This is a genomic window from Streptomyces sp. NPDC060002, from assembly GCF_042737245.1.
Taxonomy (GTDB): domain Bacteria; phylum Actinomycetota; class Actinomycetes; order Streptomycetales; family Streptomycetaceae; genus Streptomyces.
The window spans coordinates 20,123-43,069 of sequence record NZ_JBHWUW010000062.1; the positions used below are offsets into that span (position 1 = coordinate 20,123).

The 22,947-nt window shown below is 71.3% G+C and carries 21 protein-coding genes and 1 pseudogene; 11 read left to right on the top strand and 11 right to left on the bottom strand.

Features of this window, described 5'->3' with window-relative positions; all coding sequences use genetic code 11:
* Positions 1-14: 14 nt before the first annotated feature.
* On the bottom strand, positions 15-980 hold the full coding sequence (locus tag ACFWBD_RS35300) for a D-2-hydroxyacid dehydrogenase family protein (RefSeq protein WP_385676174.1): 966 nt from the start codon (positions 978-980) through the stop codon (positions 15-17).
* Between the two features lie 64 nt (positions 981-1,044).
* On the opposite strand from ACFWBD_RS35300, the gene ACFWBD_RS35305 reads away from it, so the two are divergent.
* Positions 1,045-1,467 carry a DUF3052 domain-containing protein gene (locus ACFWBD_RS35305; RefSeq protein WP_385676177.1) on the top strand — a complete coding sequence of 141 codons (423 nt, stop codon included), beginning with the start codon at positions 1,045-1,047 and terminating at the stop codon, positions 1,465-1,467.
* 279 nt (positions 1,468-1,746) lie between these two features.
* The gene (locus tag ACFWBD_RS35310; RefSeq protein ID WP_385676230.1) at positions 1,747-2,640 is read left to right on the top strand and encodes a glycosyltransferase family 2 protein; all 894 of its coding nucleotides are present in this window, start codon (positions 1,747-1,749) and stop codon (positions 2,638-2,640) included.
* A gap of 249 nt (positions 2,641-2,889) precedes the next feature.
* Here the strand turns inward: ACFWBD_RS35310 and ACFWBD_RS35315 are convergent, their stop codons facing one another.
* Positions 2,890-4,620, bottom strand: a complete 1,731-nt coding sequence (locus tag ACFWBD_RS35315; RefSeq protein WP_385676180.1) for a bifunctional 3'-5' exonuclease/DNA polymerase — start codon at positions 4,618-4,620, stop codon at positions 2,890-2,892.
* Between the two features lie 40 nt (positions 4,621-4,660).
* A complete protein-coding gene (locus ACFWBD_RS35320) occupies positions 4,661-5,395 on the bottom strand; it encodes a Clp protease N-terminal domain-containing protein (RefSeq protein ID WP_385676183.1) in 735 nt (244 codons plus the stop codon).
* 91 nt (positions 5,396-5,486) lie between these two features.
* On the opposite strand from ACFWBD_RS35320, the gene ACFWBD_RS35325 reads away from it, so the two are divergent.
* Positions 5,487-6,800 (top strand): DUF2786 domain-containing protein, encoded by a 1,314-nt coding sequence (locus tag ACFWBD_RS35325; protein ID WP_385676186.1) that lies wholly within the window; start codon positions 5,487-5,489, stop codon positions 6,798-6,800.
* Positions 6,801-6,980: 180 nt separating this feature from the next.
* On the opposite strand, the gene ACFWBD_RS35330 is transcribed toward ACFWBD_RS35325, so the two are convergent.
* From ACFWBD_RS35330 to rpsN, 3 genes and pseudogenes are all read right to left on the bottom strand, one after another.
* Complete coding sequence (locus ACFWBD_RS35330; RefSeq protein ID WP_385676188.1) at positions 6,981-7,532, bottom strand: DUF4232 domain-containing protein; 552 nt, start codon at positions 7,530-7,532, stop codon at positions 6,981-6,983.
* Positions 7,533-7,712: 180 nt separating this feature from the next.
* On the bottom strand, positions 7,713-8,240 hold the full coding sequence (locus ACFWBD_RS35335) for a hypothetical protein (RefSeq protein WP_385676191.1): 528 nt from the start codon (positions 8,238-8,240) through the stop codon (positions 7,713-7,715).
* A gap of 126 nt (positions 8,241-8,366) precedes the next feature.
* Positions 8,367-8,600: pseudogene (gene rpsN / locus ACFWBD_RS35340) on the bottom strand (30S ribosomal protein S14); the annotation flags it as partial.
* 1,071 nt (positions 8,601-9,671) lie between these two features.
* Between rpsN and ACFWBD_RS35345 the strand changes: the two are divergent.
* A complete protein-coding gene (locus ACFWBD_RS35345; protein WP_052183895.1) occupies positions 9,672-9,890 on the top strand; it encodes a DUF397 domain-containing protein in 219 nt (72 codons plus the stop codon).
* 124 nt (positions 9,891-10,014) lie between these two features.
* Here ACFWBD_RS35345 and ACFWBD_RS35350 read toward each other — a convergent pair whose 3' ends face one another.
* A complete protein-coding gene (locus ACFWBD_RS35350) occupies positions 10,015-10,521 on the bottom strand; it encodes an ATP-binding protein (protein ID WP_385676194.1) in 507 nt (168 codons plus the stop codon).
* Positions 10,522-10,874: 353 nt separating this feature from the next.
* On the opposite strand from ACFWBD_RS35350, the gene ACFWBD_RS35355 reads away from it, so the two are divergent.
* The 5 genes from ACFWBD_RS35355 (at position 10,875) to ACFWBD_RS35375 (ending at position 15,909) form a co-directional block, all read left to right on the top strand.
* Positions 10,875-11,702: a helix-turn-helix transcriptional regulator gene (locus ACFWBD_RS35355; protein ID WP_351764882.1), complete on the top strand. Its 828-nt coding sequence runs from the start codon at positions 10,875-10,877 to the stop codon at positions 11,700-11,702.
* 131 nt (positions 11,703-11,833) lie between these two features.
* Entirely contained in the window at positions 11,834-13,294 is a 1,461-nt protein-coding gene (locus tag ACFWBD_RS35360) for an aldehyde dehydrogenase family protein (RefSeq protein WP_385676197.1), read from the top strand.
* Between the two features lie 95 nt (positions 13,295-13,389).
* Positions 13,390-14,031, top strand: coding sequence for a PadR family transcriptional regulator (locus ACFWBD_RS35365; protein WP_385676200.1), 642 nt, complete (start codon positions 13,390-13,392; stop codon positions 14,029-14,031).
* A gap of 92 nt (positions 14,032-14,123) precedes the next feature.
* Positions 14,124-15,095, top strand: coding sequence for an ATP-binding cassette domain-containing protein (locus ACFWBD_RS35370; protein WP_385676203.1), 972 nt, complete (start codon positions 14,124-14,126; stop codon positions 15,093-15,095).
* A gap of 52 nt (positions 15,096-15,147) precedes the next feature.
* Positions 15,148-15,909: an ABC transporter permease gene (locus ACFWBD_RS35375; RefSeq protein WP_385676206.1), complete on the top strand. Its 762-nt coding sequence runs from the start codon at positions 15,148-15,150 to the stop codon at positions 15,907-15,909.
* 8 nt (positions 15,910-15,917) lie between these two features.
* Here ACFWBD_RS35375 and ACFWBD_RS35380 read toward each other — a convergent pair whose 3' ends face one another.
* Both ACFWBD_RS35380 and ACFWBD_RS35385 read right to left on the bottom strand, forming a co-directional pair.
* Complete coding sequence (locus ACFWBD_RS35380; protein ID WP_385676209.1) at positions 15,918-17,324, bottom strand: glutamate decarboxylase; 1,407 nt, start codon at positions 17,322-17,324, stop codon at positions 15,918-15,920.
* Between the two features lie 29 nt (positions 17,325-17,353).
* Positions 17,354-18,637 carry an ion channel protein gene (locus tag ACFWBD_RS35385; protein WP_385676212.1) on the bottom strand — a complete coding sequence of 428 codons (1,284 nt, stop codon included), beginning with the start codon at positions 18,635-18,637 and terminating at the stop codon, positions 17,354-17,356.
* Between the two features lie 127 nt (positions 18,638-18,764).
* Between ACFWBD_RS35385 and ACFWBD_RS35390 the strand changes: the two genes are divergently transcribed.
* Positions 18,765-19,526 carry a MerR family transcriptional regulator gene (locus ACFWBD_RS35390; protein ID WP_385676215.1) on the top strand — a complete coding sequence of 254 codons (762 nt, stop codon included), beginning with the start codon at positions 18,765-18,767 and terminating at the stop codon, positions 19,524-19,526.
* Between the two features lie 28 nt (positions 19,527-19,554).
* On the opposite strand, the gene ACFWBD_RS35395 is transcribed toward ACFWBD_RS35390, so the two are convergent.
* On the bottom strand, positions 19,555-19,920 hold the full coding sequence (locus ACFWBD_RS35395; RefSeq protein WP_385676218.1) for a YbjQ family protein: 366 nt from the start codon (positions 19,918-19,920) through the stop codon (positions 19,555-19,557).
* Positions 19,921-20,061: 141 nt separating this feature from the next.
* Between ACFWBD_RS35395 and ACFWBD_RS35400 the strand changes: the two genes are divergently transcribed.
* Positions 20,062-21,072, top strand: a complete 1,011-nt coding sequence (locus ACFWBD_RS35400) for a DedA family protein (RefSeq protein ID WP_385676221.1) — start codon at positions 20,062-20,064, stop codon at positions 21,070-21,072.
* 48 nt (positions 21,073-21,120) lie between these two features.
* On the opposite strand, the gene ACFWBD_RS35405 is transcribed toward ACFWBD_RS35400, so the two are convergent.
* Positions 21,121-22,782, bottom strand: a complete 1,662-nt coding sequence (locus tag ACFWBD_RS35405) for a threonine/serine exporter ThrE family protein (RefSeq protein WP_385676224.1) — start codon at positions 22,780-22,782, stop codon at positions 21,121-21,123.
* Positions 22,783-22,947 lie beyond the last annotated feature (165 nt).

The window sequence follows — 22,947 nt, forward strand, 5'->3', positions numbered from 1 at the left end:
GTGGGTGCCGGAGTTCAGCCCAGCACCCGCACCGGCGCCCCCGCCAGATACGCCCGCACTCCCTCCACCGCCTGCCCGTAGTACCGCTCGTAGTTCGCCCGGGACACGTAGCCCAGGTGGGGAGTGGCCAGGAGGCGGGGAGTCGTTCGCATCGGGTGGTCGGCGGGGAGGGGTTCCACGTCGAAGACGTCGACCCCCGCGCCCGCGATACGGCCCTCACGCAGCGCCGTCAGTAGCGCGTCCTGGTCGACGATCGCCGCCCGCGAGGTGTTCACCAGGTACGCCGTCGGCTTGAGCAGGGCCAGTTCGGCGGGGCCGAGCAGTCCCCGGGTGCGGTCGCTCAGGGCGAGGTGGATCGACACGAAGTCGCTCCCGGCGAGCAGCTCCTCCTTCGAGGCCGCCAACCGCACGCCTGCCTCCGCCGCCCGACCCGCCGTCAGGTTCTGGCTCCAGGCGCTCACCTCCATGCCGAAGGCGAGGCCCACCCGGGCGACCGCACTCCCGATCTTCCCCAGGCCCAGCAGTCCGAGCCGCCGCCCGTGCAGGTCCGCGCCGACGGTGGACTGCCACGGCCCGCCCTCCCGCAGAGCGGTGCTCTCCTGCACCAGCCCGCGCGCGAGGCCCAGCAGCAACGCCCACGTCAGCTCGACCGGCGGAGTCGAGGAGCTCTCCGTACCGCACACCGTCACGCCGTTCGCCTTCGCCGCCGCGAAGTCGATCACCGAATTGCGCATGCCGGAGGCGATCAGCAGGCGCAGCCGGGGGAGACGGTCCAGCAGCGACGCCGGGAAGGGGACGCGCTCCCGCAGGGTGACCACACAGTCGAAGCCGGCGAGCGCCACGGCGAGTGCGTCCTCGTCGCCGAAGTGCTCGGTGAAGGAGACGACCTCCACCTCCTCGCCCGACGCCGGCACCGACCAGTCGGCGAGAGTCGTCGCGACGTTCTGGAAGTCGTCGAGTACGGCACAGCGGAGGGGCACGGCTTTCCTCCAGGTGAGGTGATTCCGACCGGGGGCGGGTCCGGTCCGAGGTTACGGTGAGCCCGTGAGCGACTCGGCCGCGACCGGCGGTTACTCCGGCACCCCCCTCGCCAGGAAACTCGGCGTCAAGCCCGGCCAACGGGTGCGGCTGCGCCACGCCCCGGCCGGGTGGGAGGTCCCCGGACTCCCCGACGGAGTCCAGCTCGCCCCGGGCGGCCCCCGCGACGCCGACCTCACCGTGGCCTTCTACCGCGCCCATACCGACCTCGCCGCCGAGACCCGGGCCCTCGTCCGCGACCTCGCCGACGACGCCATGCTCTGGATCGCCTGGCCCCGCAAGGCGGCCGGACATGTCAGCGACATCACCGAGAACGCCCTCCGCGACCTCTTCCTCCCTCTCGGCGTCGTGGATGTGAAGGTCGCGGCGCTGGGTGAGGACTGGTCGGGGCTCAAGTTCGTCCGGCGCAGGGAAAACCGACGCGGCTGAACCGACGTATCCACGGCCGACGTATCCGGAGCCGGCGTGTTCAGGGCTGACGTGTCCAGAACCGGCACGGCCGAGGCCGGGCCGACGGAACTCGCTTAGGCAGAACCGGCATAAAAGGGAAGCAAAATGAGGCGGCTTCGGAGCAACGCCCGCACCTGAGGCAACATCTAGGTGAACGACGGCCCGCGCGTGGACGGGACGCGGTCGCGTCGAGGGCCGGACGGAGTGAGGGACGTGGTGGACGTGACGGACATCGGGGACGTGGCGGACATCGGAGAGGTGGCGGGACCGAGGATCGCCGTGGCCGTGGTGACCATGGGCAACCGGCCCGCCGAGGTCGACGCGCTGCTGGAGTCGGTGGCCAAGCAGGACCTGCCACCCGCCCGCATCGTGATCGTCGGCAACGGCTGCGAACTCCCCGACTTCGCCCAGCGCCTCTTCCTGCCCGGCGAGGTCACCACGATCGACGTCGACGAGAACCTCGGCTGCCCCGGCGGCCGCAACGTCGCCCTCGCCCGCCTGCGGGAGTACGGCGACGTGGACGTCGTGGTCGAACTGGACGACGACGGGCTGCTCGTCGACGCCGGCGTGCTGAGCCGCGTACGCGACCTGTACACCGCCGATCCGCGCCTCGGCATCGTCGGCTTCCGTATCGCCGACGAGCACGGCGAGACCCAGCGCCGGCACGTACCGCGCGTCGGCGCCTCGGACCCGATGCAGGGCGGGTACGTCACCGGCTTCCTCGGCGGCGGCCACGCCCTGAGCATGACCATGCTCGCGGAGACCGGCGACTGGCCCGCCGAGTTCTTCTTCGCGCACGAGGAGACCGACCTGGCCTGGCGGGCCACCGACGCCGGCTGGAAGATCCTCTACGCGCCCGAGCTGCTGCTCCAGCACCCCAAGACCTCGCCCGCCCGGCACGCGATATACCACCGCGTCACGGCCCGGAACCGGGTCTGGCTGGTCCGGCGCAACCTTCCGCTGCTCCTCATCCCCGTCCACCTGGGCGTCTGGATCGCCGTCACCCTCCTGCGCACCCGCTCGCTCGGCGGTCTCAAGGCCTGGTTCGGCGGGTTCGCGGAGGGCGTGCGCAAGCCGGCCGGACATCGGCGGCCCATGAAGTGGCGGACGGTGTGGCGGCTGACCCGGCTGGGCAGGCCGCCGGTCATCTGAGGGGCCGTCGGGACCAGTACGGGACCGACGCGGAACGGGACGCAGGGCCCCTGCTGCGCGCGGCCTCCGGCCCGGGCGAGGGGTGTGCCGGTCCGGACGCGGCCCACCCCCTCGTCGACCTCACCGGCCGCCTGCCGCTCGCGCTGCGCGTGGTCGCCGCCCGACTCGCCGCGCGCAGCGCCGCACCTCGGACGACCTGGTACGGGACTTCGCCCGCGAGCTCGCGAAGGCGGAGTGGGCCGGAGCCGATCACTTCGCGTCGGCGTAGCACTCCACCACCGCCGTGGTGAACGGAAACCGCACCGGCGTCTCCCCGAACGTCAGCCGCCCGGCCAGGCCGGACGCCTCCCGGATCGCGGCGACGACCGTTTCGGCCTCCTCCTGCGGGCAGTGCACGATCACCTCGTCGTGCTGGAAGAAGACCAGCTCGGCCGCCATCCCCGCGCAGGTGCGCCGTAGCGCGGCGAGCAGCAGCAGCGCCCAGTCGGCGGCGCTGCCCTGGACGACGAAGTTGCGGGCGAACCGGCCACGCGCGCGTGCGTTGGTCGAGGCGTACCCCGGCACCCACTGCCGGTCGGCGGAGGTCTCGTCCTCCCCGACGGGACCTGCGGGACCGCCAAGGCCGCCGGAGTCGACCGGGATGCCGGCCTCCTCCGTACCCTCGTCCCCCGCCCCGGTCGCAGGAGGGCAGGTCCGGCCGAGCCAGGTCCGCACGAGCCGCCCCTCCTCGCCGGCCCGGGCCGCGTCGTCGACGTACGCCACCGCGCGCGGGAAGCGGCGGCGGAGTGCGGCGAGGTTCTTCAGACCGTCCCCGGAGGTCTGGCCGTAGACCGCGCCGAGGACGGCGAGTTTCGCCTGGGCGCGGTCGCCGGAGAAGGCGCGGTCGGAGACGGCCTGGTAGAGGTCGGTCTCCCGGCCGGCGACCTCCATCAGCCCGGGATCGCGGGAGATCGCCGCCAGCACGCGCGGCTCCATCTGGTCGGCGTCGGCGACGACGAGCCGCCAGCCCGGGTCGGCGACCACGGCCTGCCGGATGATCTTGGGGATCTGGAGGGCGCCCCCGCCGTTGGTCACCCAGCGCCCGGTGACCGTGCCGTGCGCGAGGAACTCCGGCCGGAACCGCCCGTCCCGTACCCAGTCCTGGAGCCAGGACCACCCGTGAGCCACCCAGATCCGGTACAGCTTCTTGTACTCGATCAGCGGCTTCACGGCAGGGTGGTCCAGGGTCTCGATCTCCCAGCGCCGGGTCGACTTGATCCGGATGCCGGCCTGCGCGAAAGCCTTGACCACGTCGGCGGGCAGGTCGGGGCGGACCCGGCGCCCGAAGGCGGCCGACACCTCGTCGGCCAGTTCGGCCAGCCGCCGGGGCTCACCCCCGCCCGCGTACCGCTCGCCGAGCAGGTCGTGCAGGACCGCGCGGTGCACCTCCGCGCTCCACGGCAGCCCGGACCGGTTCATCTCGGCGGCCACCAGCATCCCCGCCGACTCGGCCGCCGTCAGCAGCCTCATCCGCGCCGGGTGTTCGGCCCGCTCGTGCCGCCGCTGCTGCTCGGCGTAGACGGCGAGGAGGTCCTCCAGCGGCAGCCGGACGGCGGTGTCCTGCGCCTCGAACAGGGAGGACTGCGCGCCGGGCGCGGCGGAGCGCTGCGGCGGGTCGGGCGGTACGGGTCCGCCGCGCAGCCGGGCCAGCGCGGCGGCCGCCGAGCGGGGCTCGCCGGAGCGCCCCTCGTGACCCAGGAGGAGGGTCTCGGCGTCCTCGACGTCGTAGCACCGCTCCACTCGCACCCCCGTGGCGAGCAGACGCGGATACACCTCGGCCGTGGAACGCCAGACCCAGCGGGTGACGTCGGGCCGCTCACGTACGGCCCGCGCCAGGTCCGCCTCCCGCTGCACCGGGCCGGTGGGCAGCCCGCCGGGACCGAGGGGGGCGAGTTCCACGCCACCGTCCTCGGTCGGAGCGAGTGCCCACCGGTCGGCCATGCTGCGAGTGTGGCAGGGGGGTCTGACAACGGCCCGACAGCTACTCCTGGTCCGGCCTCACCGAGATCGTGGCCAGGACCTGCGCGACGTACCGTTCGGTGCCGCTCTTGTCGATGCCGAGGCCGCTGAGGACGCCCTCGCCGTTCTCGAACTCCAGCAGGGCCAGCAGGATGTGCTCGGTGCCGATGTAGTTGTGGCCGAGGCGGAGCGCCTCGCGGAAGGTGAGCTCCAGGACCTTCTTGGCGTCCGGACCGTAGGGGACCAGCTCGGGCGCGTCCTCCACGGCCGGCGGGAGCGTGGCGGTCGCGGCCTCGCGGACCGCGTCCGGGGAGACGCCCTGCTCGGCGATCGCCTTCGCGGCGAGGCCCTCCGGTTCGGCGAGCAGGCCGAGGACGAGGTGCGCGGGCAGCCCTTCGGCGTTGCCGGCGGTCCTGGCCGCGTTGTGCGCGGCCATGACCACGTTCCGCGCGCGGGGGGTGTAGCGGGTGAAGCCCTGGCTCGCGTCGAGGTCGGCCGACTCCTTCGGCACGAACCGCTTCTGGGCGGCCTGCCGGGTGACGCCCATGCTCCGGCCGATGTCGGTCCAGGATGCGCCCGAGCGGCGGGCCTGGTCGACGAAGTGGCCGATGAGGTGGTCTGCCACGTCGCCCAGGTGGTCGGCGGCGATGACGGCGTCCTGGAGCTGGTCGAGCGGCTCGTTGTGGACCTTCTTGATGGCGTCGATGAGGTCGTCGAGGCGGACGGACGAGGTGGTGCCGGGTCGTGGAGACGTCATGTGTCAACCTTAGGTTGACAGTAGAGGGGTGTCAACCCGAGGTTGTCACTCCCGTGGGCTTCGGCGCCGCGCTCCGTGACACGATCGACCGGTGAGCAGCACCGACCACAGCAGCCCGAGCGGCGGCCCGAGTGACGGCCCGAGCGGCGGCCCGAGCGGCGGCCCGAGTGACGGCCCGAGCGGCGGCCCGAGCGACGGCCCGAGCGGCGACTCGTCCGGCGGCCCGAGCGGCGACTCGTCCGGCGGCCCGAGCGATGACTCGTCCGGCGGCCCGTCCGGCGGCGCGTCCGGCACCGTCGAACGCGCCTTCCGGGCCGCGCTCTACGACACCGCCGACGCCACCCTCGACACCGGCGCCTCGCTCCTCGCCGCCGACCGCGCGGCGGACGCCGAACTGGTGCGGCAGGGCGCGGAGTTCGTGGCGGTGGCCTGGCGGCGGGGCTGGCAGCCCGCCGACCTCGTACGTTTCGTACGGCGCGAGCTGGACGACGTCCACGTGGGCCTGGTGACGGAGCTGATCCGCACGCAGGCACGCGACGACCGCGCGCGCGGGCGGCGTTGGGCGGCCCAGCTGGCGGAGCTGTCCGCCGACACTGCGCCCGCGCCCGTCACCGACCGTTTCTCGCACGCCACCACGGTCCTGGAGCTCTACCGCCTGCTGCTGCGCCTGCCCGCTCTCGAACCCCTCCAGGAACCCGCACCGCACCGGCAGTCCCGCCCGGGCTCGCACTCCCGCATGCTCACCCGCATCCGCGCGCTGCTCGCCAAGGCCGAGGCGACCGGGTTTCCGCAGGAGGCGGAGGCGCTCACGGCGAAGGCGCAGGAGCTGATGGCCCGGCACAGCGTCGACGAGGCGCTGCTCGACGCCCAGGCCCCGGCTCCGGACGCGCCGGGCGCCTGCCGGATCGGGGTCGAGCCGCCGTACGAGCAGGCCAAGGCGGTGCTGCTGAACGCGGTCGCCGACGCGAACCACTGCCGGGCGGTGTGGAACGAACCCTTCGCCTTCTCCACGGTCGTCGGCTTCGAGGCCGATCTGGAGGCGGTGGAGCTGCTCTACACCTCGCTGCTGGTGCAGGCGCAGTCCGCGATGGCGAAGGCGGAGGCGGCCCAGCGGGCCGGCGGCCGCAGGCGGACCAAGACCTTCCGGCAGTCCTTCCTCGCCGCCTACGCCCACCGCATCGGCGCCCGTCTGGGCGAGGTCACCGCCGCCGCCGAGACCCAGGTGACCGACGAACTGCTGCCGGTCCTCGCCTCCCGCGAGGTCGCGGTCACCGCCGCGACGGACCGGATGTTCCCCGAGACGGTCTCCACCCGCCTGCGCGGAGTCAACGACGAGGCGGGCTGGACCGAGGGCGCCGAAGCGGCGGACCGGGCCCGGATGCGATCCCGGCCCCGACTGCCGTAACACCCCGGCAGGCCGTGGCACGTCCGGTTGCCGTGGCACCCCCGGTTGGCCGTGGCACCCCTGTTGCCGTGACGTCCCCGGTGGGGTCGTGGCAGCTCCGGCTGCTGTGGCACCCCCGGTTGGCCGGGACATCCCAGGTTGCCGTGGCGCACCCTCGGCGGGGGCCCGGTATCCGGTGGATCAGTCGCCCGCCTGCTGGAAGGCGCTCACCGTCGCGTCCGGAACCTTCTCGCTCTTGAGGGCGACATCGCCGTAGGACCAGGGGAAGCTCTGGTCGGCCGAGCCGCCCGGCAGGCCGTACTTCACCGTCTTGACGGCGAGGCCGTCGCCGCCGCCCTCGCCGCGTACGTAGGTGATCGTGAAGGTGGCGGTGCCCTGCGCCGGGAGGGTCAGCGCCTGCGCCTCGGCGGCCTCGTCCTTCGGCACGGTCGCGGAGCCGCTGTCGGCGGTGAGTTCGACCGTGGGGAAGCCGTCCAGGACGCACTCCGCGCCCTTGTTGGTGAGCGTGACGGTGACATTGCCGCTGTCACCGGCGGCGGGAGCGGCGTTGACGGGCCCGACCTCCTGGCCGAGGTCGCCGGCGGCGCAGGTGGTTCCGGTGGTGCCGGTGGCGCCGGTCGATCCGGCGGCCTTGCTCTCGTCGGTGTCGGAACCGCTGTCGTCCCCGCCGCCGCAGGCGGTGAGGAGCAGAGCCGCCGCGAGAGCGGTGACGGTGAGGGGAACGGCGCGCATGAGTGATCCCTAGGGTTTCGTGACGGTGCTCGAAGGATCATCACGCACGCGTGCGTGCACGTGTCGCGCGCCCCCGCTCTCGTGACCGCTTCGCTGTCCGGGGCGTCCGGGGCGTCCGGGGCGTCCGGGGCGTTCCAGGCCTCCAGGCCTCCAGGCCTCCGGGACCTCAGGACTCCGGGACTACCCGAGGCCGGGTGTCGGCAGCCCCGACGGCCACTGGCCGGCCTCCGCCTTGGCGAACGTCTCCTTGCCGACCGCACCCGACCAGGTGACCTTCAGGGACTTCGCATCGGCGGAGTCGACCATGCCGGTCGTCCGGTCGCCCTTTCCGCTGGTGCACTTGAGGTGGATCATCTGCATGCCCGCCTCCTCGCCGGCGGTCCCGCTGCACACGGTCCCGCCGGTCACGAAGAGGGCGGCCTGCTTCCCGGTGATGATCAGGGCGACGGCCTTGCCGTCCGTAGTGGCGAGCCAACTGCCCTCCAGCTCGCCGGAGGCGGAGACGGAGGTCGAGGCGGACGCGGAGTCCGTGGCGCCGCTCGTGCCCCCGGTCGCCGTCGTGGGCGTCGCCGAGGAGCCGTCGTCGGACCCTCCGTCGTCACCGCACCCCGTCAGCACGAGTACGCCCGCCAGCGTGGCGGCCACGGCAACGGCCGTGGCCCGCACCGGCCGACGTGACGCGCCCCGCGAGAAGATCGCCGAAGTCACTGCAAGCTCCCAAGCTGTAGCCGGCCGGCCGGGTCGACCGCACGGACCGTGAGGCCGTACGGACCGGTAGGGGACCGCAGCAAGCTACCAGCAAGCCCCGGCAGAACACTGGGGGTGGCCTGTGACCTACCAGGACGACTTCCGGACCCCGGGCAGATGCCCCGCGTGGGCCTGCTCCCGCACCCTCACCAGGGACAGCCCGAACGTCCGGAAGTACCCGCGCGGGCGCCCGTCCACCTGGTCCCGGTTGCGTACGCGCGTCGCGCTCGCGTCCCGCGGCTGGGCGCGCAACTCCCGCTGAGCCGCCTGCCGTTCGGTCTCCGCCGACGACGGCCGCCGGATGATCTCCTTCAGCTCGGCCCACCCCGCCCGGGGCCTCACCCCGCCCCGGGCCCCACCCCCGGGCATCGTCCGCGCCGGGCCGGTGCGGGTACTCCGCTCCACCGCTACCCCACCCCGCCCGGGGCCTCACCCCGCCCCGGGCCCCACCCCCGGGCATCGTCCGCGCCGGGCCGGTGCGGGTACTCCGCTCCACCGCTCGCGCCGGGCCGCCGCAACCCCCTCCCGCGCCTGTCCTGTACGCGTCCTCCGCGTCTACTCACGCCCCGCCCGGGAGCGGTTCCATCCGTACTTCCGGCCCCGCCGACTCCGTATGGCCCGGCCCTCACCTGTACGAGCGGATTCACCTGGGGCGTCTACTCGCCCTGGCCGTCCGAAGCAGCCGTCGGTCCGACAGTCAGCCGAGTCGTCGCTACCGCGTCGGGCCGCCCCCGTCCCGCCCTCGCGACCGACTTCACCGTCCTGTGCGGGGGTGGCGGCTTGTCGCCGTCGACCGTCGTCGCCCGCGGTGTTCCGGTTCCGGGCGGGGACGACGGACCGGCCGCGCCGTCCTCGGACGGACAGGTGTCGGGGGGTTTCGGTGGCCGGCGGGATGCCGGAGGCGTGCCGGGCCGCCTCACCGCCCGCCACCCTGCGTCACCGACGCGCACCGGGAGGAGCCACATCCGGAGGGACCTCCTACCGTGCCGAGCGGATGACGGGCATCCGCCGGAACCGCTTCCTTCGGGACGGCCCCACCGCCCCGCGCCGGCCCCCGGCAGCCGATCCGTTCCCCGGTCGACGGAACAGGACGGCCGTGCCACGCGTCTGTTCCTAGTGCACGAGTGGTTCGATCCGGACGACTTTTTCATGTGGACCTGACGCCGACCGCTGACCCCGATGTGCGGGGCGGAACGCCGGGTAAAGCGGGCGTCAAAGCTGTAACCAGGCAAGCACCCGGCGTGCACGTGCATCTGCTCATGCGGATGCATATGAACGGGGTTATGATCCGGGACAGTTGACCACGGCACCAATGGCCACACGAGCCAGTGCACCACCAGGGAGCGACCTGTGGACCACCACGTTGACGGGGGGCACGACGTGCACAACGGCATGACGGCCACACAGCTGTACGGGGTTGCCTGGCAGAAGAGCCGGCACAGCAACTCGCAGGGTTCCTGCGTCGAGTTCGCACGGCTGCCGGGCGGTGACGTGGCCGTGCGCAACTCGCGCTTCCCCGACGGTCCCGCACTCGTCTACACCCGCGCGGAGATCGAGGCGATGCTGCTCGGCATCAAAGACGGCGAGTTCGACCACCTGATCGCGAGCTGACGTCCCTCGACGTCCTCGCCCTCTCCTCCGCTTCTCCGCCGCGCGCACCCGGATTTCGGAAATGTCCCGTGAAAACGGTTGGCAACGCGCGTAGAACCGCGGCGTCAGAGCGCGCCGCGGTTCGTCATTCGGCAGGCGTGTGCAGCCGGAAGAGCGCCCAGACGACTTTGCCGCCCAGACTGCCGGAGAGCGGGTGCCAGCCCCAGCCGTCGGCGAAGGAGTCGACGAGGAACAGGCCGCGGCCCGACTCCGCCGAGAAGTCGTCGCTCTCGCGGGGCAGCGGACTCCCACGGCTGGGGTCCCGCACGGCGCACACGAGCCGCTCGGTCCACCGCATCAGGTGCAGCCGAACGGGCGGATGCCGCCGGTCCTGCACATGCGGAACGTCGTCGGAGGACACTCCGTGTCTCAGTGCGTTGGTCACCAGCTCCGAGACGACCAGACAGACGTCGTCGAAACGGTCGCCGACGTCCCACTGGCCGAGGGTCCGCTTGGTGAACTGCCGTGCCTCGCGCACCGCTTCGAAGCGGGCTGGCAGTGCACACGAGGCGGCGTTGGACACGGCCGCAGGGTCAAGCGGCGGAAGGCCCTGCCGTAACGGCTCGAGCATGGTCGATCCATTCGTCCCCATGCGAGGCACTCCCGGGATTCGCGGTCGTTGCGATGCAGCGGTGGCGCGAGACCATGGTTTCCGATGCGCACTGCGGATGCAAGGGCAGATGCACGTGCACGTGACCGAAATGGACCCGCCCGTACCGCTTCTTGGCCATTTTTTCCGCCAACTTCTCGCCCATCAGAGCCACTTCTCTTGCTTTCCCCTCACTGTTCCCTCGCATCGCGCTGTACGTATCCTTTGTCTTCTTTCCATATCTGTAATCAGACGAGTACTGCTCGAAGTGTTTTAGTGGCAGACTGCGGCCCCTAAGACGGTTGGGGAGGCTGGCGAACGTGAGCGCGGGAGAGCCCGGATCGGTGGTGCGGCGGATGCTGCTCGGTTCGCAACTACGGCGACTGCGTGAGGCACGCGGCATCACGCGCGAGGCGGCGGGATACTCGATCAGGGCCTCGGAGTCGAAGATCAGCCGGATGGAACTGGGCCGGGTGAGCTTCAAGACCCGGGACGTGGAAGACCTGCTGACCCTGTACGGCATCACGGACGACACCGAGCGCCAGGCGCTCGTCGGACTCGCCCGTGAGGCCAACGTGGCGGGCTGGTGGCACAGTTACTCGGATGTCCTGCCCAACTGGTTCCCCACCTACGTCGGCCTGGAGGGCGCGGCCGCGCTGATCCGGGCGTACGAGGTCCAGTTCGTGCACGGCCTGCTCCAGACCGAGGCGTACGCCCACGCGGTCGTCAGCCGGGGCATGAAGGGTGCGAGCGCGGCCGACATCGACCGGCGGGTGGCGCTGCGTCTGGAGCGGCAGAAGTACCTCGTCGCCGAGAGCGCCCCCGACTTCCACATCGTCCTCGACGAGGCGGCGCTGCGCCGGCCGTACGGCGACCGCGAGGTGATGCGCGGGCAGCTCCAGCATCTGATCGAGATCTCCGAGCGCCCCAACGTGCGGCTCCAGGTGATGCCGTTCAGCTTCGGCGGGCACTCCGGCGAGTCAGGCGCCTTCACCATCCTGAGCTTCCCGGAGTCCGACCTTCAGGACGTCGTCTACCTGGAGCAGCTCACGAGCGCCCTGTACCTCGACAAGCGTGAGGACGTCGCGCAGTACGAGCAGGCGCTGAAGGAGCTCCAGCAGGACAGCCCCGGACCGGACGAGAGCCGGGACCTCCTGCGCGGACTGATCCAGCTGTCCTGGTGAGCGTCCTAGGGATTCCCCTAGGACGCTCCGGGAACTGCCCCAACTCCTTTGAAACACCCGTACGATGACGTGTGATCAGATCGTGACGCCGATCGATCGCAGCCGATCGCAGCAGGGGATTGAGGGAGCACATGTCGTCCTACTTCACGGACCTGGCTCAGCAGTACATCGACGGTAAGTGGCGTCCAGGGACGGGGTCCTGGGACATCATCGACTTCAACCCCTACGACGGCGAGAAGCTGGCCTCGATCACCATAGCCACCGTCGAGGAAGTCGACGACGCCTACCGGGCCGCCGCCCGCGTCCAGAAGCAGTGGGCCGCGACCAACGCCTATGCCCGCCGCTCGGTCTTCGAGAAGGTGCTGCGGCTGGTCGAGGAGCGCGAGGCGGAGATCAGCGAGGTCCTCGTCGCCGAGGCCGGCGGCACCTTCGGCAAGGCCGCCTTCGAGCTGCACCTCGCCAAGGAGTTTCTGCGCGAGTCGATCCACCTGGCGCTGCGTCCCGAGGGCCGCATCCTGCCCTCGCCGATCGACGGCAAGGAGAACCGCGTCTACCGGGAGCCGGTAGGCGTCGTCGGTGTGATCAGCCCGTTCAACGTCCCCTTCCTGCTGTCGCTGAAGTCCGTCGCCCCCGCGCTGGCCCTCGGCAACGGCGTGGTGCTCAAGCCGCACCAGAACACCCCGATCGCCGGCGGCACCGTGATCGCCAAGCTCTTCGAGGACGCCGGTCTGCCCCCGGGCCTGCTGAACGTCGTGGTGACCGACATCGCCGAGATCGGCGACGCCTTCCTGGAGCACCCGATCCCGCGGGTCATCTCCTTCACCGGTTCCGACAAGGTCGGCCGTCATGTCGCCACCGTCGCCGCCTCGCACTTCAAGCGGTCGATCATCGAACTCGGCGGCAACAGCGCCTTCGTCGTCCTCGACGACGCCGACGTCGACTACGCGGTCGACGCGGCCGTCTTCAGCCGCTTCGTCCACCAGGGCCAGGTCTGCATGGCCGCCAACCGCATCCTGGTCGACCGTTCGCTGGCGGACGAGTTCACCGAGAAGTTCGTCGCCAAGGTGAAGACCCTCAAGGCCGGCGACCCGCGCGACCCGCAGACCGCCATCGGCCCGGTGATCAACTCCCAGCAGGCGGAGGCCGTGACCGGCGCCGTCGAGCAGGCGATCGCCGAGGGCGCGACCGCCCTGCTGCACGGCACGACCACCGACAACCTCGTCGAGCCCTCCGTGCTGGCCGGCCTGCCCGTCGACTCCGCCCTGCTCCAGCAGGAGGTCTTCGGACCGGTCGTCTTCATCAACACCTTCGACGGTGAGGAGGAGGCGGTCCGCATCGCCAACGACACGCCGTACGGCCTCAGCGGCGCGGTCCACACCGCCGACATCGAGCGGGGCGTCGCCTTCGCCAAGCAGATCGTCACCGGCATGTTCCACGTCAACGACGCCACCGTCCACGACGAGCCGATCGTCCCCTTCGGCGGCGAGAAGAGCTCCGGCGTCGGCCGCCTCAACGGCGAGACGACCCTGGAGGCCTTCACCACCACGAAGTGGATCTCGGTCCAGCACGGCCGCAGCGGCTTCCCGTTCTGAGCCGCCCGACGCCCTGAGAGGCGTCCCTCCGGCAGCACCGGCGGACATGTGCCCTGCCTGACGGGCGCATGTCCGCCACGCCATAACCTGGGCGCATGTCAGCGATCCGTCTTCTCGTGCTGGGCGCCGTGCGTCAGCACGGGCGGGCCCACGGCTACCAGGTGCGCGGCGACCTGGAGTACTGGGGCGCGCATGAGTGGTCCAACGCCAAGCCGGGCTCGATCTACCACGCCCTGAAGCAGATGGCGAAGCAGGGGCTGCTGCGCGAGCACGAGACGGCCCCGTCCACCGCGGGCGGCCCGCCGCGCACCGAGTACGAGATCACCGAGACCGGCACCGAGGAGTACTTCAGGCTGCTGCGCGACGCGCTGACCTCCTACGACCAGAAGACGGACGTGAAGTCGGCGGCCATCGGCTTCGTGGTCGACCTCCCGCGCGCGGAGGCCGTGTCGCTGCTGAAGGAGCGCATCCACGGCATCGAGGAGTGGCGCACCGCCGTCACCGGGCACTACGTCCCCGAGGACGGGCCGGAGCAGCTGGGCCACATCGGGGAGATCATGAACCTCTGGCTTCACACGGCCGACGCCGAGGCCGCGTGGACACAGGGCCTGATCGCGCGGATCGAGCGGGGCGCGTACACCTTCGCGGGGGAGGGCGAGCCGTTCGTCGGCGTCCTCGCGGAGGGCGAGGAGAACCCGTACGCGACGGATGAACGGCATCCGGGGGACGCCCGCTAATCAAGTTTGACGACTCGCATCCGCGGAGATACTTTGAGTCGGTAGTCAAGTTTGATTAGTCAGCGGGATCAGCGAAGGAGCGGGGGACTTTCATGGCCGGCACGGCGATCACCGTCGAAGGCGTACGCAAGAGGTACGGCGACACACACGCACTGGACGGGCTCGACCTCACGGTGGCCCGGGGCACCGTGCACGGGGTGCTCGGGCCGAACGGCGCGGGCAAGACGACCCTGGTCAGGATCCTGTCCACGCTGCTGCGGCCGGACTCCGGACGCGTCGAGGTGGCCGGCCACGACGTCGTTCGCCAGGCCAGGGAGGTCCGCCCGCGCATCGGTCTGCTCGGCCAGCACGCCGCCCTCGACGAGGAGCTGGGCGGCCGCCAGAACCTGGAGATGTTCGGCCGCCTCCACCACCTCGGCGCCCGCCACGCGCGCGTGCGCGCCGACGAGCTCCTGGAGCGCTTCGACCTCACCGCCACCGGCCGCAAGCCGGTCCGCGCCTTCAGCGGAGGCATGCGCCGCCGCCTGGACCTGGCCGCCTCCCTCATCGGCAACCGGCACGGCACCGACCCGGAGGTGCTCTTCCTGGACGAGCCGACCACCGGCCTCGACCCGCGCGGGCGCGCCGAGGTGTGGTCTGCGGTCCGCTCACTGGTCGGCGGCGGCACGACGGTCGTGCTCACCACCCAGTACCTGGAGGAGGCCGATCAGCTCGCCGACCGGATCTCCGTCGTCGACCGGGGCCACGTGATCGCCGACGGCACGGCGGACGAACTGAAGGCGCTGACGGGCGGCGACCGCATCGACGTCGTCCTGCGCGACGCGGGCCACCTGGGCGCGGCCCTCGCGCTGCTGCCCCTGCCCGAGCGGGACGTCACCGTCGACCCCGACCGCCGCCTGCTCAGCGCCCCGGTCACCGACCGCATGGCCGCCCTCTCCGCCGTCGTCCGCGCCCTGGAGGAGGCCGGCGTCGAGGCGGAGGACGTGGCGCTGCGCCGCCCCACGCTGGACGAGGTGTTCCTGCACCTGACCGGGCAGGACGACCGCACGAAGGAGACCGTGTGAGTACGTACGCACTGACCGGTTCCTGGACCATGACGCGTACGAAGGAGACCGTGTGAGTACGTACGCACTGACCGATTCCTGGACCATGACCCGGCGCGAACTCGCCCACTGGGCACGGCAGCCGGGCCGGCTGGTCGTCGGTCTGGTCTTCCCCGTGATGCTGCTGCTGATGTTCGGCTACCTGGTCGGCGGCGGCCGCGGGGTGAGCGGCGACTACCTCGACTATCTGATGCCCGGCATGCTCGCGCTCACCATGGCCTTCGGCCTGGAGGGCACGATGCTCGCCGTCACCCAGGATCTCAACAAGGGCGTCATCGACCGCTTCCGTGCCATGCCGATGGCCGACGGCGCGGTCCTGGTGGGCCGTTCGGCCGCCGACATGCTCCAGTCGGCCGTGGGCCTGGCCGTGCTGATCGTCGTCGGCCTCGCGCTCGGCTGGCGCCCCCAGGGCGGCCCGGGCGCCTTCCTGGCCGCGGTGGCTCTGCTCCTCCTCTTCCGCTTCGCGATGCTGTGGATCGGCATCCACCTGGCGCTGGTGGCCGGGAAACCGGAGATGGTGCAGGCCGTCCAGATCCTGGTCTGGCCGGTCGGCTTCCTCTCCAACGCCCTGGCCACCCCCGCCTCCATGCCCGGCTGGCTGGGCACGGCCGTCGAATGGAACCCGATGTCGCGGACGGCGACAGCGGTACGTGACCTGTTCGGCGGCCTAAGCGCCGACCCGGCCCACATCTGGGCGGCCACCGCCTGGCCCCTGGCCCTGCTGGCGATCTTCTTCCCCCTGGCGGTCCGGAAGTTCACCCGCATGAGCCGCTGAGCCGACGACTAGTGGTGGAACCCGGTCGCCGCGCTCTTGTCCCGTGTGTTCGGGCCCGACTGCCGGCGGAGCTCCGGCAGCAGTCGGGACAGGTCCTCCACGAACATGTCGGCGAGGTCCTCCGAGAAGCCGTTCCTGCACACGACCCGCAGGACGGACAGGTCCTCCCGGTTCGGCGGGAACGTGTACGCGGGCACCAGCCAGCCGCTCTCGCGCAGCCGCCGTGAGACGTCGAAGACGTCGTACGCGTCCACGCCCGGGGCCGTCGTGAAGGCGAACACCGGCAGCTCGTCGCCCCGGGTGAGGAGCCGGAAGTCGCCGAGCGCCTCCACGCGTTCGGCGATGGCCCGGGCCACGTCCCGCGTGGTCTGCTGCACCGCCCGGTAGCCCGCGCGGCCCAGCCGCAGCAGCGTGTAGTACTGCGCGACGACCTGGGCGCCCGGCCGGGAGAAGTTGAGGGCGAAGGTCGGCATGTCGCCGCCCAGGTAGTTCACCCGGAACACGAGCTCCTCCGGCAGGGCCTCCTTGTCCCGCCACAGCGCCCAGCCCACGCCCGGGTACACCAGCCCGTACTTGTGCCCCGAGGTGTTGATGGACGCCACGCGCGCGAGGCGGAAGTCCCACACCAGGTCCTCGTCGAGGAAGGGGGCGATCATCGCGCCGGACGCGCCGTCGACGTGCACCGCGATGTCGAGGCCGGTCCGCTCCTGAAGGGCGTCCAGCGCCGCGCACAGATCGGCGATCGGCTCATAGGACCCGTCGAAGGTGGAGCCGAGGATGCCGACGACCCCGATGGTGTTCTCGTCGCACAGCTCGGCCGCGGCCTGCGGATCGAGGTGGAACCGGTCCCCCTCCATGGGGATCAGACGGGCCTCCACCTCCCAGAAGTTGCAGAACTTCTCCCAGCAGACCTGGACGTTGACGCCCATCACGAGGTTCGGCCGGGCGCCGGGGTAGCGGTCGGCGTTGCGCTGCGCCCACCGCCGTTTCAGCGCCATGCCGGCGAGCATGCACGCCTCGCTCGACCCGGTCGTCGAACAGCCCACGGCCGCCGACGGATCGGGCGCGTTCCACAGCTCGGCGAGCATCGCCACACAGCGCCGCTCCAGCTCGGCGGTGCGCGGGTACTCGTCCTTGTCGATCATGTTCTTGTCCCGGCACTCCGCCATCAGCACCCCGGCCTGCGGCTCCATCCACGTGGTGACGAAGGTGGCCAGGTTGAGACGCGAGTTGCCGTCCAGCATCAGTTCGTCGTGCACCAGCTGGTACGCCGTCGACGGCGGCGTCGGGCCGTCCGGCAGCCGGTGCTTGGGCGGCGCCTCGATCATGCCGCCGACCGGATCCGCCTCACCGTAGAAGGGGTTCACGGACAGGGGACGCTCGTCGGGCTTCGCGGGACCTTTGTGCAACGGCATGGAGTGCCTCCTGAAGGATCGAACGGGTGTCAGCGGACCGGAGTTCCGTCCGCGTGCAACTGCATCTGGGGCCGCCCCGTCACCAGCAGCCAGGCCGGCAGCGAGGCGACACAGAGCAGGGCGATGATCGAGGCCGAGGCGACCAGTACGGCGGCGACGAAGAGACTCACCCAGCCCTGCCGGGTGATCGCCAGGAGCACGCCCAGCACCCCGGCCGCCACGCCCACCGACGGATGGACGTCCGACACGAGCGCGTGAGCGGTGAGACCGAGGGCGGTGCCCACGAACACGGCCGGGAAGATCCGCCCGCCCCGGAAACCGCAGGACGCGGCGACGAGCAGCGCGGCCAGTTTCACCACCGTCATCGTGGCGAACTGCCCGGCCGACCAGCCCTCGGGATCGGCCGCGAGCTCACCGACCTCGTCCAGCCCCTTGAAGAGCGTCAGATGGCCACCCAGGGCCCCCAGCAGGCCCAGGACGAGTCCGCCGACCGGCAGCGCCACCATCGGGTGCCGCAGCAGCCTGAACGCGCCGTGGACGTACGGGAAGGCGTAGACGGCGCACATGGCGAGCAGCGCGCCCACCACGGCGATCACGACAGCCGCCAGCAGATCGACCCACCCGGGCTCCCCGAGCACCGGCAGATCGAGGTCGAAGGTCGGATGGGCCACCAGAGTGGTCGTCATCGCGCCGGCCGAGGCGGCGACCAACGGCGCGAAGACGTGGTCCCACAGCGGCCCCTCGGTCTGCCGCCCCGCCAGCGCCTCGGAGATCAGCAGCGCCGCGGCCACCGGTGTGCCGAACAGCGCGCCGATGGTCGCCGCCTCCGCGAGCACCACCCACAACGCGCCCGGCGCCCGCGGCCGGAGCCGGCGGCCCAGCCAGACGGCGAGCCCCACGTTCACCGCGATGATCGGGTTCTCCGGGCCCAGGCTCGGCCCGCCCGCCAGCATCAGCACGGTCGCCACCAGCAGTCCTGGGAGGACCCCCGGCGCCAGCACGCGCGCGTCCAGCCCCATCGTGGCCGGATCGGGGCCGGCGTGCCCCGGCACCTTCCACACCACCAGCCCCACCAGCACCCCGGTCGCGGTGAGCACGACGAGCATCCACAGCACCGAGTAGCGGCCGACGCCCAGTGCGTCCGGCAGGTTCTGCCACAGCACGTGCTCGAACTGCTCGGCCACCCCCTCCACCAGCAGGAGCAGCAGGCTCGCCAGCACGCCGACGGCGAGAGCGGGCAGGATCGACGGCAGCAGGGCGCGTGCCGGGGTCGCCGGAGGGAGGGGCGCCTGCTGCGCGGTGTCCTGGGCCACGCGCTCACGATAAGCGGGCAAAACAGACATGACATCCGGACGGGAGCGGACGCGGGGGAATCGGCCTTGCACCTCACGTGGCGTGAGGACGCACCGTGGAGCGCGTACGGAGGAAGGAGCGGACGAAGTGAGCTACTCGGTAGGACAGGTCGCCGGATTCGCCGGTGTCACGGTGCGCGCGCTGCACCACTACGACGACATCGGCCTGCTCGTCCCCGGCGGGCGCAGCCACGCGGGCCACCGGCGCTACGACGACGCCGACCTCGACCGGCTCCAGCGGATCCTGTTCTACCGCGAGCTCGGCTTCCCGCTCGAGGACGTCGCGGCCCTGCTCGACGATCCGGCGGCCGACCCGCGCGCGCACCTGCGCCGGCAGCACGAACTGCTGACCGTCCGGATCGAGCAGCTGCAGAAGATGGCCGCGGCCGTGGAACACGCGATGGAGGCACGCGAGATGGGTATCCACCTCACGCCCGAGGAGAGGTTCGAGGTCTTCGGCGACAAGGACCCGGAGCGGTACGCCGAGGAGGCGGAGCAGCGCTGGGGCGGCACGGAGGCCTACGCGGAGTCGCAGCGCCGCGCCGCCCGCTACACGAAGGACGACTGGAAGCGCATGCAGGACGAGGTCTCCGACTGGGGTGCGCGCTACGAGGACCTCATGTCCGCCGGCGAGCCGCCCACCGGCGAGGCCGCGCTGGGGATGGCCGAGGAACACCGGCAGCACATCAGCAGGTGGTTCTACGACTGCTCGTACGAGACGCACCGCTGTCTGGGGGAGATGTACGTCTCCGACGAGCGCTTCAAGGCGTTCTACGACGCGATGCGGCCGGGCCTCGCCGAGCACCTCAAGGAGGCGATCGCAACGAACGCGGCCCGGCAGGCGGCGTAAGGCCGTCCCTGTGGGTCCTGCTCCGGGGCTACTCCCGGACCAGGACCACCGCGGTTCCGTACGCGCACACCTCGGTGCCCACCTCCGCCGCCTCCGTCACGTCGAAGCGGAACATCAGCACGCCGTTGGCTCCACGCACGCGTGCCTGCTCGACGAGGCGTTCCATGGCCTGGTTGCGGGTCTCGACGAGGGTCTTCGTCAAGCCTTTGAGCTCACCGCCGATCATCGACTTGAGGCCCGCGCCGATCTGGCTGCCCAGGTGCCGTGAGCGCACGGTCAGCCCGAAGACCTCGCCGATGACCTGCTGCACCCGGAACCCGGGTGCGTCGTTCGTGGTGACGACCAGTACGTCCGGCTCGGGGCCCTGCCCGCCGCCGTAGTCTTCGATGCCCATGGCTCACAGCTTCGTCCCAGCGGGCCCACAGTGCATCCCGGAGACATCCGTGGAACCTGGGGCGCACACATTGCGTTGATAGCTTTGTGCGGCTGCACCATGGAAGCCGTACCTTCCCCCACCCATCAGGAGCCCGGAACCGTGACGACGATCGCCCTCGGACCGAGCTGGCTGGACCCCAATTACCTGCTCGACAACTTCGGTCTCTGGGGCCTGTTGCTCATCGTCTTCGCGGAGTCCGGCCTGCTGATCGGGTTCTTCCTGCCCGGTGACTCCCTGCTGTTCACCGCCGGCCTGCTGATCACGTCGAACCAGCTGGACTTCCCGCTGTGGGGCGCGGTCGCGCTGATCTGCGTCGCCGCGATCCTGGGCGACCAGGCGGGTTACATGTTCGGCAACAAGGTCGGGCCGTCGCTCTTCAACCGGCCGGACTCCCGGCTCTTCAAGCAGGAGAACGTCACCAAGGCGCACGAGTTCTTCGAGAAGTACGGCCCGAAGTCCCTGGTCCTGGCCCGCTTCGTGCCCATCGTGCGCACCTTCACGCCGATCATCGCCGGCGTCAGCGGCATGCGGTACCGCTCCTTCCTGGTCTTCAACGTCATCGGCGGCGTCCTGTGGGGCGCGGGCGTCACCCTGCTGGGCTCCTGGCTGGGCAACATCGACTTCGTCAAGAAGAACATCGAAGCGATCCTCATCCTGATCGTCCTCGTCTCCGTGGTCCCGATCATCATCGAGTTCCTGCGGGCCCGCTCGAAGTCCAAGAAGAACCCGCAGCAGACCCCGTCGCAGACTCCGGGGCAGCAGCACCAGCACCACCAGCAGCAGCCCCCGGTATTGGACGACGCGACGACCCAGCTCCGCCGGATCGACCAGCACGACGAGCAGTACCCGTACGGCAACCAGGGGCGGCACCACGACCAGAACCAGAACCAGAACCAGAACCACGGTCAGTACCAGGGCCAGCAACAGAACCACGGTCAGCACCAGGGCCACCAGACCGACTACTACGGCCAGCAGCAGCAGTACCCGCAACAGCAGCAGTACCCCCAGGACTGGCAGCAGCCCCAGCAGCCCCAGCAGCCGCAGGAGCAGCCGTACGGCGCCCAGCAGAACAGCCGGTACCCGTACGACAACAACAACCAGGGCTACTAGAAACACGCCTCCGAAGGGCGTCGCAGGACACCCCTCGGAGGACGCCTCTCAAAAGCCGCGCGTCCGCTTGGCGGCCCGCCGCTTCTCGGCGGAGCCGATCCGCAGGAACAGCCGCGAGATCTCGGACCCGAGGTTCACACCGATCGCGATGGCCATCGCCAGAGCCGCGGCCTTGGTGATCGACACCAGCCCCGCGTCCAGCTCGTCCTGCGCGATGGCCAGCAGCCCGAAGTAGGTCGCCGATCCCGGCAGCAGGGGCCCGATCGCGGCGGTCGTGTACGGCAGGGCGGAGGCGAACCGGTAGCGCGAGAGCAACTGCCCGAACAGCCCCACCACGCCCGCCGCGACGGCCGTGGAGGCGACCGGCGAGATCTCCCCGGCGTAGTGCATCGCGCCGTACACCGACCACGCCACACCGCCGTTCAAGGTGACGGCCAGCACGGTGGATCGTTCCTGCTGAAGCAGTACCGCGAAGGTCAACGACAGCAGCATCGACGCGCCGATCTGCCACAGCGGCCGCTCGGTGACGCCCAGGGCCGCGTCGGGATTGAGATGCGCGCCGAGCTGCACACCGACGTAGAGCATCACCAGCACGCCCGCCACGATGCCCACGAAGAAGTACATGACCTCCAGCAGCCGCGCGGCCGCGGTGATGTAGAAACCGGTCAGGCCGTCCTGGACGCCCGCCACCAGCGCCCGTCCGGGCAGCAGCGCGAACAGCCCACCGGTGATGACCGCGGACGCCTTCACCTCGACGTCCGCCAGCGTGAGCGCGATGCCTATCGCGGCCGGCGGCATCGCGGCGACCAGGAACTGGTAGAACTCCGGCAGCCCGCGCCCCGCGCAGAGCCACGCCAGCCGGTCACCGAGCATCGCGCCGAGCGCCGCCGCCACGAACACGACCAGGTCACCGCCGACCAGCACCGAGGCCGCGCCCGCGAGCAGCCCGCTCGCCGACGTCAGCACCCAGGTCGGGTACGGATGCCGGTTGCGGCGCATCTCCGCGAGCCGCCGGTAGGCCTCTTCCAGGGAGAGATGGCTCTCCGGGTCGCTCAGGTCGTCCACGAGCCGGAAGACGGCCGCCAGGCGCGTGTAGTCGGTGCCCCGGCGGCGGACCGTCCGGGACGCCGTCACCGGGTCCTCCACCAGAGACGGCTGGTACGAGATCGACAGCAGCGTGAAGGTGACGTTCGGTTCGCAGCGGTCGAGCCCGTAGGAGCGGCAGACCGCGAACATCGCGGCCTCCACGTCCTCGGCGCCCTCCCCGCCCGCGAGCAGCAGCTCGCCGATGCGCAAGGTCAGGTCGAGCACGCGCGGGACGGCCGGGCCGCCCTCCTCCACCTTGGGCCTCGGCTCCGGCGCGGGCCGATCGGATACCGGCATCCGCAGCATCGTGCGCATCCGGTCCTGCCAGGGGAGGTCCTTGATCAGGCTCACCACCGGCACGCCGTCGGGCGGTGTGAAGGCGGCCGGGGCCTCCCGGGCGCTGTACGTGCTCGGCAGGCTGAACTGCGACCCCTCGCCCTCCCCGGCGGCCGGCGGGCCCACGTCCAGTCCGTTCGGTACGGCGAACTCGGACGTGGTCTCCGGCTCACCGCCGGTTCTGGGGACGGCCAGCCCCGCCGGGATCGCGAACTCGGACGTGATCTCGGGGTCGAAGCCACTCCTCGCCTCGTCCGACTGCGGTTTGCGGTCCTCCGCCTCCGACACTCAGCAACGCTCCCTGAACGACACCTTTCGTACGCCTCAGTATGAACACAGACACGCGGAGGGGGGGGCCCCCGAGGCGGGGGGGCCCCCCCGCCCCCCAAACCCGCCCAAACCCAACAGGGCGCCCCCGGGCATAGTAAAACAGGTTGTCACCCCGCAAAAAGA

Bases quoted from the DNA above. Each gene is read 5' to 3' on its own strand.
- ACFWBD_RS35370 (WP_385676203.1), top strand. From the start codon at position 14,124: ATGGCCGGCACGGCGATCACCGTCGAAGGCGTACGCAAGAGGTACGGC.
- ACFWBD_RS35315 (WP_385676180.1), bottom strand. From the start codon at position 4,620: ATGGCCGACCGGTGGGCACTCGCTCCGACCGAGGACGGTGGCGTGGAA.
- ACFWBD_RS35360 (WP_385676197.1), top strand. From the start codon at position 11,834: ATGTCGTCCTACTTCACGGACCTGGCTCAGCAGTACATCGACGGTAAG.
- ACFWBD_RS35320 (WP_385676183.1), bottom strand. From the start codon at position 5,395: ATGACGTCTCCACGACCCGGCACCACCTCGTCCGTCCGCCTCGACGAC.
- ACFWBD_RS35330 (WP_385676188.1), bottom strand. From the start codon at position 7,532: ATGCGCGCCGTTCCCCTCACCGTCACCGCTCTCGCGGCGGCTCTGCTC.
- ACFWBD_RS35380 (WP_385676209.1), bottom strand. From the start codon at position 17,324: ATGCCGTTGCACAAAGGTCCCGCGAAGCCCGACGAGCGTCCCCTGTCC.
- ACFWBD_RS35350 (WP_385676194.1), bottom strand. From the start codon at position 10,521: ATGGGGACGAATGGATCGACCATGCTCGAGCCGTTACGGCAGGGCCTT.
- ACFWBD_RS35365 (WP_385676200.1), top strand. From the start codon at position 13,390: ATGTCAGCGATCCGTCTTCTCGTGCTGGGCGCCGTGCGTCAGCACGGG.
- ACFWBD_RS35355 (WP_351764882.1), top strand. From the start codon at position 10,875: ATGCTGCTCGGTTCGCAACTACGGCGACTGCGTGAGGCACGCGGCATC.
- ACFWBD_RS35345 (WP_052183895.1), top strand. From the start codon at position 9,672: ATGACGGCCACACAGCTGTACGGGGTTGCCTGGCAGAAGAGCCGGCAC.
- ACFWBD_RS35395 (WP_385676218.1), bottom strand. From the start codon at position 19,920: ATGGGCATCGAAGACTACGGCGGCGGGCAGGGCCCCGAGCCGGACGTA.